Origin of the sequence: Rhodococcus yananensis (assembly GCF_020515525.1) — a bacterium.
Lineage (GTDB): Bacteria > Actinomycetota > Actinomycetes > Mycobacteriales > Mycobacteriaceae > Rhodococcus > Rhodococcus yananensis.
Window position 1 is genome coordinate 16,250 of record NZ_JAIYEP010000050.1, and the last position, 17,677, is coordinate 33,926.

The 17,677-nt window shown below is 69.4% G+C and carries 16 protein-coding genes; 10 read left to right on the forward strand and 6 right to left on the reverse strand.

Translation table 11 applies throughout. The features are described 5' to 3' along the window. Positions 1 to 13 precede the first annotated feature (13 nt). Both LDQ05_RS13125 and LDQ05_RS13130 read right to left on the reverse strand, forming a co-directional pair. Complete coding sequence (locus LDQ05_RS13125) at positions 14 to 1,327, reverse strand: S1 family peptidase (protein ID WP_226437404.1); 1,314 nt, start codon at positions 1,325 to 1,327, stop codon at positions 14 to 16. A gap of 140 nt (positions 1,328 to 1,467) precedes the next feature. Beyond that, a complete protein-coding gene (locus LDQ05_RS13130) occupies positions 1,468 to 3,126 on the reverse strand; it encodes a hypothetical protein (RefSeq protein ID WP_226437405.1) in 1,659 nt (552 codons plus the stop codon). Positions 3,127 to 3,516: 390 nt separating this feature from the next. Between LDQ05_RS13130 and dnaK the strand changes: the two genes are divergently transcribed. From dnaK to LDQ05_RS13155, 5 genes are all read left to right on the forward strand, one after another. Next, the gene (dnaK, locus tag LDQ05_RS13135) at positions 3,517 to 5,361 is read left to right on the forward strand and encodes a molecular chaperone DnaK (protein ID WP_226437406.1); all 1,845 of its coding nucleotides are present in this window, start codon (positions 3,517 to 3,519) and stop codon (positions 5,359 to 5,361) included. Then, the gene (gene grpE / locus LDQ05_RS13140) at positions 5,358 to 5,996 is read left to right on the forward strand and encodes a nucleotide exchange factor GrpE (RefSeq protein ID WP_226437407.1); all 639 of its coding nucleotides are present in this window, start codon (positions 5,358 to 5,360) and stop codon (positions 5,994 to 5,996) included. The genes dnaK and grpE overlap by 4 nt, the downstream gene beginning before the upstream one ends. A gap of 33 nt (positions 5,997 to 6,029) precedes the next feature. Next, positions 6,030 to 7,199, forward strand: coding sequence for a molecular chaperone DnaJ (gene dnaJ, locus LDQ05_RS13145; RefSeq protein ID WP_226437408.1), 1,170 nt, complete (start codon positions 6,030 to 6,032; stop codon positions 7,197 to 7,199). Next, positions 7,199 to 7,630: a heat shock protein transcriptional repressor HspR gene (locus LDQ05_RS13150; RefSeq protein ID WP_226437409.1), complete on the forward strand. Its 432-nt coding sequence runs from the start codon at positions 7,199 to 7,201 to the stop codon at positions 7,628 to 7,630. The genes dnaJ and LDQ05_RS13150 overlap by 1 nt, the downstream gene beginning before the upstream one ends. 66 nt (positions 7,631 to 7,696) lie before the next feature. Then, entirely contained in the window at positions 7,697 to 9,268 is a 1,572-nt protein-coding gene (locus LDQ05_RS13155) for an FAD-binding protein (protein ID WP_308013220.1), read from the forward strand. 40 nt (positions 9,269 to 9,308) lie between these two features. Here LDQ05_RS13155 and LDQ05_RS13160 read toward each other — a convergent pair whose 3' ends face one another. The 3 genes from LDQ05_RS13160 to LDQ05_RS13170 form a co-directional block, all read right to left on the reverse strand. After that, positions 9,309 to 9,761 (reverse strand): hypothetical protein, encoded by a 453-nt coding sequence (locus LDQ05_RS13160; protein ID WP_226437411.1) that lies wholly within the window; start codon positions 9,759 to 9,761, stop codon positions 9,309 to 9,311. 81 nt (positions 9,762 to 9,842) lie between these two features. Next, positions 9,843 to 10,832, reverse strand: coding sequence for an LLM class flavin-dependent oxidoreductase (locus LDQ05_RS13165; RefSeq protein ID WP_226437412.1), 990 nt, complete (start codon positions 10,830 to 10,832; stop codon positions 9,843 to 9,845). Between the two features lie 92 nt (positions 10,833 to 10,924). Continuing rightward, entirely contained in the window at positions 10,925 to 11,416 is a 492-nt protein-coding gene (locus LDQ05_RS13170) for a flavin reductase family protein (protein ID WP_226437413.1), read from the reverse strand. A gap of 322 nt (positions 11,417 to 11,738) precedes the next feature. Here LDQ05_RS13170 and LDQ05_RS13175 point away from each other — a divergent pair, with 322 nt between their 5' ends. The 4 genes from LDQ05_RS13175 (at position 11,739) to LDQ05_RS13190 (ending at position 15,038) form a co-directional block, all read left to right on the forward strand. Then, complete coding sequence (locus LDQ05_RS13175; protein WP_226437419.1) at positions 11,739 to 12,224, forward strand: nuclear transport factor 2 family protein; 486 nt, start codon at positions 11,739 to 11,741, stop codon at positions 12,222 to 12,224. Positions 12,225 to 12,341: 117 nt separating this feature from the next. Continuing rightward, positions 12,342 to 14,051, forward strand: a complete 1,710-nt coding sequence (locus tag LDQ05_RS13180) for a 3-ketosteroid-delta-1-dehydrogenase (RefSeq protein WP_226437414.1) — start codon at positions 12,342 to 12,344, stop codon at positions 14,049 to 14,051. Between the two features lie 34 nt (positions 14,052 to 14,085). Continuing rightward, entirely contained in the window at positions 14,086 to 14,637 is a 552-nt protein-coding gene (locus LDQ05_RS13185; protein ID WP_226437415.1) for a hypothetical protein, read from the forward strand. Then, a complete protein-coding gene (locus LDQ05_RS13190) occupies positions 14,634 to 15,038 on the forward strand; it encodes a nuclear transport factor 2 family protein (RefSeq protein ID WP_226437416.1) in 405 nt (134 codons plus the stop codon). The genes LDQ05_RS13185 and LDQ05_RS13190 overlap by 4 nt, the downstream gene beginning before the upstream one ends. 43 nt (positions 15,039 to 15,081) lie before the next feature. On the opposite strand, the gene LDQ05_RS13195 is transcribed toward LDQ05_RS13190, so the two are convergent. Further along, on the reverse strand, positions 15,082 to 15,873 hold the full coding sequence (locus LDQ05_RS13195) for an FAD-binding oxidoreductase (RefSeq protein ID WP_226437417.1): 792 nt from the start codon (positions 15,871 to 15,873) through the stop codon (positions 15,082 to 15,084). Between the two features lie 181 nt (positions 15,874 to 16,054). Between LDQ05_RS13195 and LDQ05_RS13200 the strand changes: the two genes are divergently transcribed. After that, on the forward strand, positions 16,055 to 17,608 hold the full coding sequence (locus tag LDQ05_RS13200) for an AMP-binding protein (protein WP_226437418.1): 1,554 nt from the start codon (positions 16,055 to 16,057) through the stop codon (positions 17,606 to 17,608). Positions 17,609 to 17,677 lie beyond the last annotated feature (69 nt).

The following is a 17,677-nucleotide window of genomic DNA, read 5'->3' on the forward strand; positions in this document are numbered from 1 at the left end:
GGTCGGTCGGACGTTACACGCCGTCGGCGGTGCGGACCCGCGTTCCCGTCGCCGATTCGATATCGGTGATCGAGATGCCGAGGCTCGAGGTGCCTCCGCTGGGGGCGAGCACGAGGTTGGCCTCCACGCAGTCGGGGGCTCCGGCGCTGTTCGACCCGGAGATCACGCCGAGGGCGCGGGTGCCGGTGACGATCGCGCCGCCGCTGTCGCCGGCGAGGGTGCACGCGGAGGTCGCGAAACCGCTGACGTTGGTCTCCGCACCGTTGGAGTACACGAGCTGGGTTTCGACGTGATCGGCCACGACGACGCCGCACGTGAACGACGACGACTGTCCGGACTTGCACACCGGGGCACCGACCACCGGCACCGCGGTTCCCGTGATGGTCAGCGTCGAACCGTTGCCGCCGCGCACGATCGGGCGGTTCAGTCCGGCGTCGACACCCGCATCGTTGAGCGCGATGATCCCGTAGTCGAGGGTGCTGTCGGTGCCGACCGTGGAGTTCGTGAACGAGCCGATCTGCACGCTCTCGTCGATGTTCGCGCGGTTCGGCAGGTACACGGTGGAGCCACCGTCGCGACGGGCCACGGCGTCGCAGTGCCCGGCGGTGATGTTGACGGCGTCGCCGTCGGCGTCAACTCCGTTGAATCCGAACGAGCAGATCCCGATGCGATCGAGCGGCGTGTTGCGGACGTCGCCGTCGGCGGTGATGTAGGTGTCGCCACCCATCGGCGCGGGGTCGTTCTCCGGCATTCCCGGTGTCAGCTGCACCTGGAGGTTCGCGATGAGCGACGGCAGGTTCAGGGCGCGACCCACCGGTGAGTTCACGATGTCGATGACGATCTGGTTGTCGAGGACATCGATGTAGGTGTTGTTCACCTGGGACGACAGCTCGCGGGGCAGCGCCGCCACCCACCGGTTCAGTTCGGCGAGGGCGCGCTCGAGGCCGTCGGCGGACAGCGGGGCGACGGTGGCCTGGTAGCCGTCGGCCTCCGCCCGCAGAGCCGCTTCCCGGTTCGTGACCGCGACCACCGACTCGCCGTCCTGCGACAACCAGGCGCCCGCGAAGTCGTCGGGGCGCTCGGCGCGGAAGCTGCGGGCGTAGTCGCCGAGCTCCTGCGCGCGTGCCGCGCGGTCGAGGTATTCCTCGGGGCTCAGTCCGAGGTCACGCTGCACGGCCTCTACCAGCTCCGGGGGCAACGCGGGCGTCGGTTCGGCGTGCGCCACCGTGGCGAGGGGTCCTGCCAGCAGTGCCGCGGACGCCGCGACGGCAGCGACCCGGCGAACGGTGGAACGAACTGCGGCGCGCGACGCCGGCATGTGACGCATGGAGGCCTTCCGGAGGGTCGTGGGTGGGTGTGAGCTGGGTTTTCGTCGGATTCCGTGAGCGAAGGGTCCACGGTCCCGACACAGCCTACGGCACGGTGTGGGTGCCTCCGCCAGTGGCAGAGGTCACCAGTGGGATCGGGTCAGGGCGTGGTCTGTGTCGGCGTGGAAGACGGTGCCTCGGTGCTCGTGGACCCACCGTCGCCGGGATCGGTGGTCGAGGTCGGCTGACTCGTGTTCGTGGGTGTGCTCGTGCTGCTTTCGGACCCACCGCCGGACCCACCTCCCGATCCGCCGCCGGACCCGCCTCCCGATCCGCCGCCGGAGCCAGCACGCGGACCGTCGTCGGACGATCCGGGCGGATTGCGGCGCGACCATCCGGTGCTGCTCGTGGTGGTGTCCGAGGTGGTCGCCGACTCGTTGGTCGTCGACGACCCGGTCGTCGTGTCCGCTGTGGTGGATTCGTCGGTCGTGGTGCCCCACGCGGTGTCGTCGACCGCGGTGTCGGGCTCGACCCACGCCTCGGCCGTGGCCTCCGCGGATTCCGTCGACTCGTCGGTGGACGTCGCCGTGGTGGTGGTCGTCGTCGTGGTGGTCGAGGCCGGGCGCGTCGTGGTCGTGTCGGGCACGACGATCGAGTCGGAGGGTTGTGTGCCCGCGTTGGCGGTGGAGACGTCCCGCAACGCGAACACGAGTGCACCGACCGCGACGAGCAGTGCGATGGCTGCTGCGGCGGCGCCCGCGGTGAACCACGACGAGCGTCGCCGCCCGGACTCGTCCGGGGGATCCGGCGCGGTGTCGTCGGTGGTGACGTCGCCGGGCGTCGCCGTGGTGGAGGGAAGGATGCCGGCGGCACGCGCCGACGTCGCGGCCTGTTCGGACGGGGGGTTCGCGGTGATCTTCGCGATGACCACCGTGGTTTCGGGGTCGAGATCGGATCGGATCGGGCCGGCCGGTCGCGCGGCGGGCAGCACCTGTGTGGAGCCGAGCAGATCCACCGACCCGGCGGCCGCGGCGACCGCGGCACCGCGCACCATCGTCTGGTGGGGCACGGGGGCGAGCGCGCATCGCATGCCGAGACCGGATTTGATGGCCTGCGTGACGATCTGCGCGGCACTCGGGTCGACGGTCTCGTCGACCGTGACGACGATCGCGTCGAGGTTGCTCACGAGCCACCCGTACGCGCCGAGCGTCGCCGACAACTGGTCGGCCACCGACGGCGCATCGCCTTCGGCGAACCGGAACGCCTTGCCGGCGGCGACGCCGGAACGCACCAGCGTGATCGTCGAACCGCGCGGATCGATGTGGTAGACGGCGACCAGACGTCCGGTCTGGTGTGAGACCTGCGATTCGAACCAGGCGGCCGCGGCTTCGGCGTCGGAGATCAGCGACACGTGCCGCAATCCCACGTAGTCGAGTGCGTTGCGCAGGACGGCGACCGTCGACGGCGGCCAGTCGGTGGGGTACGTCGCGACGGCCGTGTAGCCGCCCTCGCCGATCAGCGGTGTCGCGTCGGCGAGGAGGCATTCGACGGCGGTGGCGACGAGATCTTCCGCCCGCGACAGCGCGCCGTCGTTGGCGCGTACCCCTCCGGACCGTCCGAGGCGGTCGACGAAGTCGGTGAACGAACTGGTGGTGCCGTCGGCGACGTCGTGCTGACCGAGTGTGGCGGTGCCGTTCGAGTGCAGGTGCACCGCGGTGATGCGTTCGATGGGGTCCGGATCCGGCCGGCCGGGCGTGGCGGAGGTGACCGCGACCGAGGACAGGGCATTGCCCACCCTGAGGCCCACGCCTACGGACATGACGGAGTCCTCCCGTTCGTTTCGGTGATTGCGCGGTGTTCCGCACGGGTGCGACGCGAGGGCAGATGTCCCACCGTCACTGCGGGAATGTACAGGTGGCGCGCTACCTCGCGGTAGGTCAGGCCGAAAACTGCGAGGTCGGGGACGTTCGCGGTCGCGCACCGAACGGATATGCGCGCCGCTTCACCCCGTTTCGTGTGATCCCCGTCACGAACGGAACATTTCGGGGGTACCTGCCGTTGGACGAGTCAGACAACTTGAGTGCATCCTGCTCAACTCGGCTTGACTGGTGGAGGGCCACGGGTGCAAAGTCGAGTCGACCGCGCTCAGCGTGAGTCGGGCAGGCTCAGGTTGGGCAAGGACAGTACTCGAAGCATTTGGAGGAACATCATGGCTCGTGCGGTCGGCATCGACCTCGGGACGACCAACTCGGTCGTCGCTGTTCTGGAGGGCGGCGAGCCCGTCGTCGTCGCCAACGCCGAAGGTTCGCGTACCACCCCGTCGGTGGTTGCGTTCGCGAAGAACGGCGAAGTTCTGGTGGGGCAGCCCGCGAAGAACCAGGCGGTCACCAACGTCGACCGCACCATCCGCTCGGTGAAACGTCACGTCGGTACCGACTGGACCGTTGCCATCGACGACAAGAAGTACACCTCGCAGGAGATCAGCGCGCGCACGCTGATGAAGCTCAAGCGCGACGCCGAGGCGTACCTGGGTGAGGACATCACCGACGCCGTCATCACCGTCCCCGCGTACTTCAACGACTCGCAGCGTCAGGCCACCAAGGAAGCCGGCACCATCGCCGGCCTCAACGTCCTGCGCATCGTCAACGAGCCCACCGCGGCGGCGCTCGCGTACGGCCTCGACAAGGGCGAGAAGGAACAGACCATCCTCGTCTTCGACCTCGGCGGCGGCACGTTCGACGTGTCCCTCCTCGAGATCGGCGACGGTGTCGTCGAGGTGCGCGCCACCTCCGGCGACAACCACCTCGGTGGCGACGACTGGGACGAGCGCATCGTGAGCTGGCTCGTCGACAAGTTCAAGTCGCAGCACGGCGTCGACCTGACCAAGGACAAGATGGCCCTGCAGCGTCTGCGTGAGGCGGCGGAGAAGGCGAAGATCGAGCTGTCGAGCTCGCAGTCGACGTCCATCAACCTGCCGTACATCACCGTCGACGCCGACAAGAACCCGCTGTTCCTCGACGAGCAGCTGACCCGCTCGGAGTTCCAGAAGATCACCAACGATCTGCTCGAGCGCACCCGCGCCCCCTTCCAGCAGGTCGTCAAGGACGCGGGCATCGCGGTCGGCGACATCGACCACGTCGTGCTCGTCGGTGGCTCCACCCGCATGCCCGCCGTCACCGACCTGGTGCGCGAGCTCACCGGTGGCCGCGAGCCCAACAAGGGCGTCAACCCCGACGAGGTCGTGGCCGTGGGTGCCGCCCTGCAGGCCGGCGTGCTCAAGGGTGAGGTCAAGGACGTCCTGCTGCTCGACGTGACCCCGCTGTCGCTGGGTATCGAGACCAAGGGTGGCGTGATGACCAAGCTCATCGAGCGCAACACCACGATCCCCACCAAGCGGTCCGAGACCTTCACGACGGCCGACGACAACCAGCCGTCCGTGCAGATCCAGGTGTTCCAGGGCGAGCGCGAGATCGCGGCGCACAACAAGCTGCTCGGCTCGTTCGAGCTCGGCGGCATCGCGCCGGCACCGCGTGGCGTTCCGCAGATCGAGGTGACCTTCGACATCGACGCCAACGGCATCGTGCACGTCACCGCGCGTGACAAGGGCACCGGCAAGGAGAACACGATCAAGATCCAGGACGGCTCCGGCCTGTCCCAGGAGGAGATCGACCGGATGGTCAAGGACGCCGAGGCGCACGCCGAGGAGGACAAGGCCCGCCGCGAGGAGGCCGAGGTCCGCAACCAGGCCGAGTCGCTCGTGCACCAGACCGAGAAGTTCATCAAGGACAACGAGGACAAGGTGCCCGCCGACGTCAAGGAGAAGGTCGAGGCGGCCGTCAAGGACGCTCGCGACGCTCTCGCCGGGTCCGACATCGCCGCCGTCAAGACCGCCGTCGAGAAGCTCGCGACCGAGTCGCAGGCCCTCGGCCAGGCGATCTACGAGGCGCAGGGCGGTGCCGAGGGTGCTGCCGCCGGTGACGGCGCAGCAGCCGGTGCCGACGACGTCGTCGACGCGGAGGTCGTCGACGAGCCGACCGACACGGAGAAGAAGTGAGCACCGACAGGCCCGAGCAGGAGCCGGTGACCGTCACCGACAAGCGCCGGATCGATCCCGACACCTTCGAGGTGCGTGACGAGGTCGTCGAGCCGGAGGTTCTCGAGCCGGTGGCCGACGGTGCCGCGGAATCCGCGGCACCGTCCGGTGAGGCCGCGGAGCCGGTGTCGACGGAAGCCGCGGAACTGGCCGAGCGCACCGCAGACCTGCAGCGCGTCACCGCCGAGTTCGCCAACTACCGTCGCCGCGCCGATGCCCAGCGCACGGCGGCAGCGGAGGAGGCGAAGGCGTCGATCGCGGCGAAGTTCCTCGACGTGCTCGACGACCTCGACCGTGCCCGCGCGCACGGCGACCTCGAGTCGGGCCCGTTGAAGTCGCTGTCCGACAAGCTCGGTGGCGTCTTCGATTCGGTCGGGCTGGTCGCGTTCGGAGCCGAGGGCGACGCCTTCGACCCGGAACTGCACGAGGCCGTGCAGATGGACGGTGACGGCACCCACCCCGTGCTCGGGACGGTGTTGCGCAAGGGGTACCGCTTCGGTGACCGCGTCCTGCGTCACGCGATGGTGATGGTCACCGACGGGGATCCGTCGGACACGCCGGAGCAGACGCAGGCCGGCGAGTCCGGTACCGAGTAGGAAATACACAGCAGCGGAAGGAGGAGACGCCCGGTGAGCCAGCGGGAGTGGATCGAGAAGGACTTCTACAAGGACCTGGGCGTCTCCCCGGACGCAACGCAGGACGACATCAAGAAGGCGTACCGGAAACTGGCGCGGGATCTGCATCCCGACGCCAACCCCGGTGACACCGCCGCCGAGGAACGGTTCAAGGCGGTCAGCGAGGCCAACGCGATCCTGTCGGATCCGGCCAAACGCAAGGAATACGACGAGACACGCCGGATGTTCGCGTCCGGCGGCTTCCCCGGCGGGGGATTCCAGCCGGGCGCCGGTGGCGGATTCTCCGGCGGCACGTTCGACCTCGGCGACCTGTTCGGCGGCGGGGCCGCCGGCGGCGACGGCGGGCTCGGCGACCTCTTCGGAGGCCTGTTCAACCGGGGTGGCACCGGCGGCGCCACCCGGTCGCGTCCGCGGCGCGGCAGCGACGTCGAAACCGAGACCACCCTGGACTTCCGCGACGCGGTGCAGGGCGTGACGGTGCCGCTGCGGCTGACCAGCCCGTCGCCGTGCACCACGTGCCACGGCAGCGGAGCCGAACCGGGTACCAGCCCACGCGTGTGCCCGCACTGCAACGGCAGCGGGATCGTGTCGCGCAACCAGGGTGCCTTCGGGTTCTCGGAACCGTGCGACGACTGCCGCGGCACCGGCTCGATCATCGACAACCCGTGCGCGGACTGTCGCGGCAGCGGCGTCCAGAACCGCACCCGCACCGTCACCTTCCGGGTTCCCGCCGGTATCAAGGACGGCTCCCGGATCCGTCTCGCCGGTCAGGGCGAAGCCGGTCTGCGGGGCGCACCGTCCGGCGACCTGTACGTGACCGTGCACGTGCGCTCCGACAAGGTGTTCGGCCGCGACGGTGACAATCTCACGCTGGTGCTCCCCGTCAGCTACGGCGAACTCGTCCTCGGCGGCACCGTGTCGGTGCCGACCCTCGACGGCCGCGTGGGATTGAAGGTGCCCCCGGGCACAGCCGACGGCCGGGTGCTGCGCGTGCGCGGCCGGGGTGTCGCGAAGAAGGGCGGCGGCACGGGAGACCTGCTGGTCACCCTGAAGGTCGCGATCCCGCAGAATCTCGACGACACCGCGCTCGCCGCACTCCGCACCTATCTCGACGCCGAGCAGGCCGGGGGTTTCGATCCACGTGAAGGATGGGCGGGTGCGTGATGAACGAGCAGAAGGATCCGTCGGGCCGCCGTAGTGCCCACCAGCGGAATCTTCCCCCCGACCCCGACGCCCGCGTGTACGTCATCTCGGTGGCGGCCGAACTCGCGGGCATGCACGCGCAGACCCTCCGCAACTACGACCGGCTGGGTCTGGTCACCCCGCACCGCACGAGCGGCGGCGGGCGCCGGTACTCGCCGCGCGACGTCGAACTGCTCCGCGAGGTGCAGCGGTTGTCGCAGGACGAGGGCGTCAATCTTGCGGGCATCAAACGCATCATCGAGCTGACCGGCGAGGTGGAGCAGCTGCAGCAGCAGGTCGAGCAGATGGCCGCCGAGGTCGCGCAGCTGCGGTCGATGCGCCGCGAGGTCGTGCCGATGACGCGCAGCAACGCGCTGGTGGTGTGGAAGCCCCGCGACCGGCGCGACCGCTGATCGCGGCGTCCTCCCGATCAGCGGAAGCATCCGCCCGATCGGCACCTTCCGCGGGTTTACTGTGGCGTGTTCCACAGGGTCGATCAGCGGAAGGCATCAAGCATGGTGGATTGGGCGGAAGAAACCGACGTTCTCGTCGTCGGATCGGGCGCGGGCGGCTGCTGCGGGGCCTACACCGCGGCGCGTGAGGGTCTGTCCGTCACGCTCGTCGAGGCATCGGAGTACTTCGGTGGGACGACGGCGTACTCCGGTGGCGGCGGTGTCTGGTTCCCGACCAACGCCGTGCTGAAGGCGGCCGGGGACGACGACACGATCGAGGATGCGCTCACGTACTACCACGCGGTGGTCGGCGACCGCACCCCCCGCGAACTGCAGGACGCGTACGTCCGCGGTGGTGCGCCGCTGATCGACTACCTCGAGGCCGACGACGACATCGAGTTCATGGCGTACCCGTGGCCCGACTACTTCGGCAAGGCCCCGAAGGCCCGCGCGCAGGGACGGCACATCGCGCCGACACCGCGCCCGATCGCGGACGATCCGGAACTCAACGAGTCCATCCGCGGCCCGCTCGGCCGCGAACGCATGGGTGAGGCGCTGCCCGACGTGCTGATCGGTGGTCGTGCGCTCGTCGGACGTTTCCTGATCGCGCTGCGCAAATTCGACGACGTGCAGCTGTACCGCAACACCCCGCTCGAGGAACTCGTCGTCGAGGACGGTGCCGTGGTCGGTGCGATCGTCGCGCACGACGGTGAGCGTCGTGCCATCCGCGCCCGCAAGGGGGTGGTCCTCGCCGCGGGTGGGTTCGACCAGGACGACGAGATGCGCGCGAAGTACGGGGTGCCCGGTGCCGCGCGGGATTCGATGGGCCCGTGGTCGAACCTCGGTAAGGCGCACCGGGCGGGTATCGCGGCGGGCGCCGACGTCGACCTCATGGGTGAGGCCTGGTGGTCGCCGGGTCTGACGCACCCGGACGGCCGGTCCGCGTTCGCGTTGTGCTTCACCGGCGGCATCTTCGTCGACCAGGACGGTGAGCGGTTCACGAACGAGTACGCACCGTACGACCGCCTCGGACGCGAGATCATCGCCCGGATGGAGGCGGGCGAGATGACCCTGCCGTTCTGGATGATCTACGACGATCGCGCCGGTGCGGTGCCGCCGATCGCGGCGACGAACGTGCCGTTCTCGGCGACGGAGGAGTACGTCGAGAAGGGGCTGTGGAAGACGGCCGACACCCTCGCCGGTCTCGCCGAGCAGATCGGTGTTCCCGCCGAGACACTGGAGGCGACGGTCGCGCGGTTCAACGAGCTGGTCGCCGGTGGCGTCGACGAGGATTTCGGTCGCGGTGACGAGCCGTACGACCTCGCGTTCACCGGTGGTGGATCGGCGCTGGTGTCCATCGAGAAGGGACCCTTCCACGCGGCGCGGTTCGGCATCTCCGATCTGGGTACGAAGGGTGGGCTGAAGACCGACACGGTCGGCCGGGTCCTCGACACCGCCGGCAACTCGATCCCCGGTCTGTATGCGGCGGGCAACACGATGGCGGCGCCGAGCGGCACCGTCTACCCGGGTGGCGGCAACCCGATCGGGACGAGCGCGCTGTTCGCGCATCTCGCGGTGAAGGACGCGGCGACGCGCTGACCTGGTTCGCGTCCTGCAACCGGGGCGGCTCCCCCCGGTCTCAGCGTCGGGTGACGGTGAACGTCGCGGTCATGTACGGAAACCCGGTGTCGACCGTCGATGCGACGGCGTAGCCGTGCTGATTGCCCCCGTCGATGCGGGTGCCGTCGGTGTTCGCGGGGCCCGTGCCGTAGTCGCTGGTCATGAGGACGACGCGGGCGTCGCCCGGCATCGTGTAGGAGACCTGCACACCGAACCCGCGCCGGTCGGTGCTCGCCGCGCTGATCGTCTCCGTGGTGCGCGCCGACACGACGGTGGCGGCTTCGTCGACCCAGGAACCGAACTGGTTGACCACCCCCGACAGCACCATCGGTGCGTCGGTGTCGTTGCGGACCGTCATCGTGATGGTCGGAACGTCGGTGGGTAGTGGGTCCGCGCCCGCGGTGACGGGAACCGACAGGGTTGCGGCGGCGACGAGGATGCCGGTGGCGATCGCGCGGATGCGGTGACTCATGGTGCTCCCTGCGTTGTCTCACTCACAGCGTTACAGCTGGCCGCGTGATTGTACCCACCGGTAGCGTGCCGTGGGGAGAGCTCAGGCGGGAACGAGACCGCTCGCGTGCGCCACCAGTTCGAGGGACCGCAGCCACGCGGCACGTCCGGGGGCGGACGACACGACGATCAACTCGTCCGCGGTGGATCGTTCGACGAAGGCGTCGAGGTAGGTACGGACCTCGTCGGGTGTGCCGACGGCGGTGTAGCGCAGCATCGTCAGGACCTGCATGCCCGCGGGGGAGTCGAGCAGCAGGTCGATCTCCTCGTCGGTGAAGGTGCGTCCACGCCCGACCATCTGCACGACCCGGTTGCGTTTCGCCGCGTCGAACAGGTGCTCCGCCTCGTCGTGGGTGTCGGCGGCGATGACCCCGACCCCGGCGATGACGTACGGCTCGGGATGCTGTTCCGACGGCTGGTACTCGGCGCGGTAGAGGCGGACGGCCTCCTCGAGGGCCTGCGGCGCGAAATGCGACGCGAACGCGTAGGGCAGGCCCAGCAGTGCGGCGAGTTTCGCCCCGAACAGGGACGAACCGAGAATGTACAGCGGCACGTCGGTGCCCTTGCCGGGGATCGCGTCGACCCCGGGGATCCGGGAGGTGCCCCGCAGGTAGGCCTGCAGTTCGAGGACGTCCTGCGGGAAGCTGTCGGCCGACGCCGGGTCGCGGCGCAACGCCCGCATCGTCTGCTGGTCGCTGCCGGGGGCGCGGCCCAGGCCCAGGTCGATGCGGTCGGGGTGCAGGGTGGCGAGGGTGCCGAACTGTTCGGCGATCGTCAGAGGCGAATGGTTGGGCAGCATGATGCCGCCGGCTCCGAGCCGGATCGTCGAGGTGTGTGCGGCGACGTGCGCGATGAGGACGCTGGTGGCGGACGAGGCGATCGTCGGCATGTTGTGGTGTTCGGCGTACCAGATGCGCCGGTAGCCCCACCGTTCCGCCAGCTGCGCCATCCGCACGCTCGCGTCGAAGCTGTCGCGTGCGGTTTCGCCCTTGCCGATGTGTGCGAGGTCGAGGATGGAGAGGGGAACGGACACCGGGGGCTCCTTCGCGTCGGGTGCCCGGGCCGTGGCCGGGCACGCCCCCGGTGCAACGACGATCCGCCGAACGGTTATTCCGTCCGCACGGGTCACAGCTGCCGGAACGCGCCGTACGAACCGCGGTGGAACAGCAGCGGGCTGGTGTGCAGCGCGGTCAGTCCGGTGACGCGCCCGAGCACGATGGTGTGGTCGCCCGCGTCGTGTTCGGCCTCGAGGTCCACCTCCACCCGGGCGATCGCCCCGTCGAGTGCGGGGGCACCGTTGTCGCCGGGAGCCCAGTCCACACCCAGGAACTTGTTGCCACCGGACACCGCGAACGCCCCGCACAGTGTGCGTTGGCTCTCGGCGAGCACGTTGATCGCGAACGTGCCGATCTCGCGGATCTTCGGCCACGTCGTCGACGTGCGGGCCGGGCAGATCGACACCAGCGGCGGATCCAGCGACACCGACGTGAACGACTGGCACGCGAACCCGATGGGTTCGTTGCCCGCCATCGCGGTGACCACGGTGACGCCCGTGCAGAAATTGCCCATCACATCGCGCATGCGCCGGGGGTCGAGCACCGCGTGTTCCGCTGTCATCGAGACTCCTCATCGAATCGGGACCGGTCGTCGACCGGGATCGGCGGCCGGTACCAGTGTCGGTCACGAACCGGAAGAAAGTCCCACCGGTTCCCGCTCAGTGACCGTACCCCCGGGTGTCCTCGGGCCCGCCCCACCGGATCCGGACGACAGCGTCCACCAGGCGGGAACGTCGGTCCACGGCGACCGCGGACGGACGTAGCGTCCGTCCGGACGATCCCCGCGTGCCGTCGGTCCCGACCGGTGCGCTCCACGAACGGAGGAAGCCGTGACCGATGCCGGTCGGGTGCAGGACAGCCGCGGACCATCGACCCTGTCGCCGATGGAGCAACTCGCCGCGATCGAGGAGATCAAGCGACTGTTCGCGCAGCGCCTGCGCGTGATGGACACCAAGCAGTGGCATCTGTACGCCGGGCTGCACACCGACGACGTGGTCAGCGAGACGTTCCGCCTCGACGGCGACGACTACCGCGACATCCCACCGGCCAAGCGTCCGGGCGCGGTCGTCGGCAACGACGTGCTCGCCGCCACCATCCGCGACTTCCTCGACGGCGACAGGTTCGTGATGTCGGCGCACCACGGGCACAACCCCGAGATCACGTTGACCTCCGACACCACCGCGACCGGCATCTGGGCGATGGAGGACCGGCTGTGGTGGACCGACGGCGACGTCGAGCAACACCTGCACGGCTGGGGTCACTACCACGAGGAGTACCGCAGGGTCGGCGACCGGTGGCTGATCTCCTACCGCAATCTCACCCGGCTGCGGGTCGATCACACCCCGGGCTTCTACGCGTACCGCCGCTGACTCCGGGCCCGATCCGAACATCCGTACGGTCGGCGTCCCGGTGTGCGGGATCACCCTGTTCCGGGGACATGACCGGCGCCTACCGTCCAGTCGAACCCCAGGCTAAGGAGAATTTCGATGGCGAAGAGCCCCGTACCGGCCCTGACCCCGGCCCACGACACCACCGTGGACCTGCTCGTGATCGGCTCGGGAACGGGCATGGCCGCGGCGCTCACCGCGCACGAACGGGGCCTGTCCACCCTCATCGTGGAGAAGACGAAGTACGTGGGTGGCTCCACGGCCCGTTCGGGTGGCGCGTTCTGGATGCCCGCGAACCCGGTGCTCGATGCGGCGCAGTCCGGTGACACCCGCGAACGCGGCCGCACGTACGTCCACGCCGTGGTGAACGGCAGCGCACCCGCCGAGCGCGGCGACGCGTTCGTCGACAACGGCGCCGAGACCGTCGCGATGCTGCAGCGCACCACGCCGATGAAGTTCTTCTGGGCCAAGGGCTACTCCGACTACCACCCGGAGAAGCCGGGCGGGTTCGCCGCGGGCCGCACCTGCGAGTGCAAGCCGTTCAACATGTCGCAGCTCGGTGACGAGCGTGGCCGCCTGCGTCCGGGGCTGATGGAGGCGGGGCTCCCGATGCCCACCACCGGCGCCGACTACAAGTGGATGAACCTGATGGTGCGGACCCCGGTCAAGGGGTTCTCGCGGATCTTCCGCCGCCTGGCGCAGGGTGTCGCGGGTCTCGCCGTCAAGCGTGAGTACGCCGCCGGTGGCCAGGCCATCGCCGCCGGCCTGTTCGCCGGTGTACTGAACGCCGGCATCCCGGTGTGGACGGAGACGTCGCTCGTCCGCCTGATCGCCGAGGGCGACCGGGTCACCGGTGCCGTCGTCGCGCAGAACGGCCGCGAGGTCACCGTCACCGCCCGCCGCGGTGTCGTCCTCGCCGCCGGTGGCTTCGACCACGACATGCAGTGGCGGCACAAGTTCCAGTCCGAGTCGCTCGTCGAGGGGGAGAGCCTCGGCGCCGAGGGCAACACCGGCGACGCCATCAAGGTCGCCCAGGAGGTCGGCGCCGACATCGACCTGATGGATCAGGCATGGTGGTTCCCCGCCGTCGCCCCGTCGAAGCAGGGACGCCCACCGCTGGTGATGCTGGCCGAGCGTGCGCTGCCGGGTTCGTTCATCGTCGACCAGACCGGCCGCCGCTTCACCAACGAGTCCTCCGACTACATGTCGTTCGGCCAGGTGATCCTCGACCGGGAGAAGTCCGGTGATCCGGTCGAGTCGATGTGGATCGTGTTCGACCAGCAGTACCGCAACAGCTACATGTTCGCCGCCGGACTGTTCCCGCGCCAGCCGATCCCCGGGTCCTGGTACAAGGCGGGCATCGCCCACACCGGCCGCACCGCACAGGAACTCGCCGAGTCGATGGGCGTCCCGGTCGATGCCTTCGCCGACACCTTCCGGCGATTCAACGACGACGCCGCCGCCGGTGTCGACACCGAGTACTCCCGCGGGGCCAGCGCGTACGACCGCTACTACGGTGACCCGACGGTCGAGCCGAATCCGAACCTGCGTCCCCTCGACCGGGGTCCGTTGTTCGCGGTGAAGATGACGCTCAGCGACCTCGGTACCTGCGGTGGTCTGCGCGCCGACGCGGAAGCCCGCGTGCTGCGCGAGGACGGCAGCGTCATCGACGGGTTGTTCGCGATCGGCAACACCGCCGCGAACGCGTTCGGCGACAAGTACCCCGGTGCCGGCGCGACCATCGGTCAGGGGCTCGTGTTCGGATACATCGCGGCGAACGCCGCAGCGAAGGCGCCGGCGGCGTCCTGATCGAAGACCCGCTCCAGCGACAGGAAGGTGCATCATGAGAAGTGTTGTCGACCAGGGTCATCCGACGCCCACCTTCCTGTCGCTCGGGGCGGAGGCCGGTGTCCTCGACGGCGGTGCGTCCGGCGGTGTGGCCGAGTCCGACATCGTCTTCTTCGTCCCGCCGCGCGGTGACGAACCGCTCAGCAGCCGCGCCCGCACCGTGCGCGACGCCGACACCCACCGCGTGGACCGCACCGTCGAGTACTTCGACAGCATCGGTCGCCGGGTCGCGGAGGTGTACGTGTCGGGAAACGGCGACACGAGCACCGGATCCACATCCGAACGGCTCGTCGCCGAGCTCGTGCGCTGCGTCGTCGACAGATTCGGGGCCGCGAACGTCCGGCGGTTCCGTACTCGCATCACCGGCGGCGCCGGTGACGAACCGCTGGTGTGCACAGACGGGGTGCTGCAGACCTATCGCACCGACCACGAGTCCGTGCGGGACGTCGCGGTCGTGTGCGCGACCGCTGCGGGCACCGTCGTCGGGCGCGCCTGGGTCACCGTCGCGGTGGACGGATCCGCTGCGGCGGACAGGATTTCCGCGTGAGCGTGTCCGAGGAGATCACCGGCGCGCTGTTCGCCGTCGCGGGGCACCTCGACGACAAGGACTGGCCCGCGCTCGCCGCGGCCCTGACCGCCGACACCCGCTCGTACGGCCGGATCGGGGTCGCCGACACGCTCGCCGTGGTTCGGGGATGCCTGGACGTCTGCGGCTCCACGCAGCATCTGATCGGCAACGTCGCCGTCGAGGTCGACGGCGACGTTGCTGCCAGCCGCAGCGCCTTCCGTGCGTTCCACGTCGGGGCGGGCGCGACGGCCGGACGCACCTACGAATGCCTGGGCGACTACGAGGACCGGTGGATCCGCGACGCCGGTCGCTGGCTGCTCGCGGCACGGACGGTGCGGATCCGCGCGGAGATCGGCGACCGCGCGGTGATCGGATACTGAACGAGCCGGTGTCGAGGGTCGATCCGAGCGCCGGTCGCGTCGATCAGTACGGGTCGTAGCGGATGTTCTCGATGGGGGTGCCCGAGTCGACGAGGCGCTGCACCGTCGCGGTGACCATCGGCGCCGGACCGCACACCAGCACCTGGTGATCACCGAACGCCCCGTAGGACGACACGACCTCGTCGAGGCTGCCCTCGATCAGATCGTCGACGTCGGGTCCGATGTCGCCGATGCGGGTGAGGATCCGCTGGTGCCACGGATCCGGCACGTCCGGGTTCTCCACGTACTCGACGACCGGCACGACCGTCAGCCACGGCAGTGCCTCGTCGAGCAGCGACAGCATGTCGGCGGCGTACAGGTCGCGCGGAGTGCGTCCGCCGACGAACAGGAATGCGCGGGGCGGGTTGTCGCGCCGGGCGACGTCGAGGATCAGCGACCGCAACGGCGCGAGTCCGGTGCCGCCGGCGATCATGATCGCGATGCGCCCGCTGTCGTCGATGTGCAGGTCGCCTCCGCGGGGGGCGCTGATCGCCCATTCGTCGCCGGGGCGGGTGTCGGCCACGATGGCGCCGCTGACCCAGCCTCCGGGCACGGTGCGCACGTGGAATTCGAGTTTGCCGTCCATCGACGGCGGCAGCGCCGGCGACAGGCGTCGCGGCAGATCGGGACGTTGCGGCACGGTGACGTCGACGTACTGGCCGGCGTGGAACGGCACCATCGACTCGGTGCATTCGAGCCGGATGACGGCGAGGTCGTGGCGCAACCGGTGGTGTTCGACGACGGTCGCCGTGACGGTGACGGCGGGATCGGTCGAGGGCGGAGTGGCCGACGGCATGTGGGGCTCCCCTGACGGTGAACGGTGTCGGGTCGACTCTAGCGACCCGCGACACCGACAAGAAGAATGGAACATGTTTCAGTTTTCGACGTTCAGCGGTTATCGTGACGGAAAGTGGGTGACGATCGACACATCCGCGGCCGTCGCCTCCCGAACCGTCCACACGACCGGAAGGACGCGCATGTCCGAGGAGTACGCAGATCTGCACCGGCCCGTTTACACGCCGGACCTGCTCATCACCGCACTCGACCGCAGCGCCGACCGCCCCGCACTGCACCTGGGGGACGTCGTCCTCACCGGCGCGGAGATGCGCGCGGCCATCAGCCGCTACCTGCAGGCCCTGGCCTCGGTCGGGGTCGGGCAGGGCTCGTCGGTGGCGGTGCTGTCGAAGAACCGACCCGAGGTGCTCATCAACATGGGCGCGACGATGATCGCGGGGTGCCGCAACAGCGCGCTCAATCCGATGGGATCGCTCGCCGACCACCTCTACATCGCCGGCGACGCCGAGATCGAGACCCTCGTCTTCGATCCGACGCACTTCGAGGAACGGGCCGCCGAACTGAAGGCGCAGGTGCCCACGCTGAAGAACCTGTTCTCGCTCGGCCCGTCGGACGTCGGTGTCGACATCCTCGCGCTCGCCGACACGTTCACCGAGCAGCGACTGGTGGCCGCGCACGTCGGCGCCGAGGACACCTCGTCCCTGGTGTACACCGGTGGCACCACCGGGAAACCGAAGGGCGTGATGGGGTCGTTCCGGTCGGGCGCGACGCTCCCGCAGATCCAGATGTCGGAATGGCAGTGGCCCGACCGGCCGCGCTTCCTGATCTGCACGCCGCTCTCCCACGCCGGTGCCGCCTTCTTCATTCCCACACTGCTGCGCGGCGGATGCCTCTACGTGCTCCCGTATTTCGATCCAGCGCTGGTGCTCGAGACGATCGAGAAGCACCGGATCGACGCGACGATGCTCGTGCCCACCATGATCTACCTGCTGCTGGACCACCCGGACTTCGACGATCGCGACCTGTCGAGCCTGCAGACGCTGTTCTACGGGGCGTCCGCGATGTCCCCCGCCCGGCTGCGCGAGGGAATCGAGCGGCTCGGCCCCGTCTTCTTCCAGTTCTACGGTCAGTCCGAATGCGGCATGACGATTTCGGTGCTGCGCAAGGAAGAGCACCTCGCGGACGACCCGGAGCGTCTCGCCACGTGCGGTCGCCCCGTGCCGTGGCTCGACGTGCGCCTGCTCGACGACGACCTGTGCGAGGTGCCGCAGGGAGAACTCGGCGAGATCTGTGTGCGCGGCCCGCTGGTGATGAAGGGGTACTGGAAGAAACCGCAGGAGACCGCCGAAGCGCTCCGCGGCGGGTGGCTGCACACCGGCGACGTCGCCCGCGCCGACAAGGACGGCTTCCTCACGATCGTCGACCGCAAGAAGGACATGATCGTCACCGGCGGATTCAACGTGTTCCCGCGCGAGATCGAGGACGTCGTCTCCGCGCATCCGGCGGTCGCGTCGGTCGCGGTCGTGGGGGTGCCCGACCAGAAGTGGGGTGAGGCGGTCAAGGCGTGCGTCGTGCTGCGTGACGGCCAGGACGTCGACGCCGCCGAGCTCATCGAGAAGGTTCGGGCTGCAAAGGGTTCCGTGCACGCGCCGAAGTCGGTGGACTTCCTCGACTCCCTCCCGTTGACCCCGCTCGGCAAGCTCGACAAGAAGACCCTGCGCGCGTCCTACCGGTGACGGTCGGGCTGCGTCCCCCTCCGGGGGTCACCGAGCGAATGTATCGCTGGCTCGATCGAGTCGAGCCAG

Coding starts and splice junctions, on each gene's coding strand:
- LDQ05_RS13130 (WP_226437405.1), bottom strand. CDS start 3,126: ATGTCCGTAGGCGTGGGCCTCAGGGTGGGCAATGCCCTGTCCTCGGTC.
- LDQ05_RS13150 (WP_226437409.1), top strand. CDS start 7,199: ATGAACGAGCAGAAGGATCCGTCGGGCCGCCGTAGTGCCCACCAGCGG.
- LDQ05_RS13180 (WP_226437414.1), top strand. CDS start 12,342: ATGGCGAAGAGCCCCGTACCGGCCCTGACCCCGGCCCACGACACCACC.
- LDQ05_RS13195 (WP_226437417.1), bottom strand. CDS start 15,873: ATGCCGTCGGCCACTCCGCCCTCGACCGATCCCGCCGTCACCGTCACG.
- LDQ05_RS13185 (WP_226437415.1), top strand. CDS start 14,086: ATGAGAAGTGTTGTCGACCAGGGTCATCCGACGCCCACCTTCCTGTCG.
- LDQ05_RS13175 (WP_226437419.1), top strand. CDS start 11,739: ATGGAGCAACTCGCCGCGATCGAGGAGATCAAGCGACTGTTCGCGCAG.
- LDQ05_RS13170 (WP_226437413.1), bottom strand. CDS start 11,416: ATGACAGCGGAACACGCGGTGCTCGACCCCCGGCGCATGCGCGATGTG.
- LDQ05_RS13125 (WP_226437404.1), bottom strand. CDS start 1,327: ATGCGTCACATGCCGGCGTCGCGCGCCGCAGTTCGTTCCACCGTTCGC.
- dnaK (WP_226437406.1), top strand. CDS start 3,517: ATGGCTCGTGCGGTCGGCATCGACCTCGGGACGACCAACTCGGTCGTC.
- LDQ05_RS13200 (WP_226437418.1), top strand. CDS start 16,055: ATGTCCGAGGAGTACGCAGATCTGCACCGGCCCGTTTACACGCCGGAC.
- LDQ05_RS13160 (WP_226437411.1), bottom strand. CDS start 9,761: ATGAGTCACCGCATCCGCGCGATCGCCACCGGCATCCTCGTCGCCGCC.